Genomic DNA, 313 nt, shown 5'->3' with positions numbered 1-313 from the left:
ACAACTGGAACTGTTTCTTTGCCATAAGTGTGATTAGGTTGATCCCATGTTGTTGTACCATTTTTTTGTTTACCAGTAAAGGTGAAGTTATCTTGAACCTTATCAGCTGGAGTAGCTGTTCCTGCTCCTTCAAACGTTACCGTTTGTTTAGTTGGTTTTGTAACTTCAGTTGTTTTTGGTACGTAGATAATTGGTGTATCTTCACCTGGTTTATCCGGTGTTACAGGTGTTCCTGGAGGTACTGATTTACCTGGTTTAGTTGGATCTTTTGGATCTGGAAGATGTGGTTCATAACCTGGTACATCTGGAACAA

General features: G+C 39.6%; 1 pseudogene. It reads right to left on the bottom strand.

The window, feature by feature from the left end:
* Nucleotides 1-313 (bottom strand): annotated as a pseudogene (locus ADM33_RS11460) (hypothetical protein); the annotation flags it as partial.

The organism is Streptococcus oralis (assembly GCF_001075875.1).
GTDB lineage: Bacteria > Bacillota > Bacilli > Lactobacillales > Streptococcaceae > Streptococcus > Streptococcus oralis_I.
This window is presented reverse-complemented; position numbering and strand designations above follow the sequence as displayed.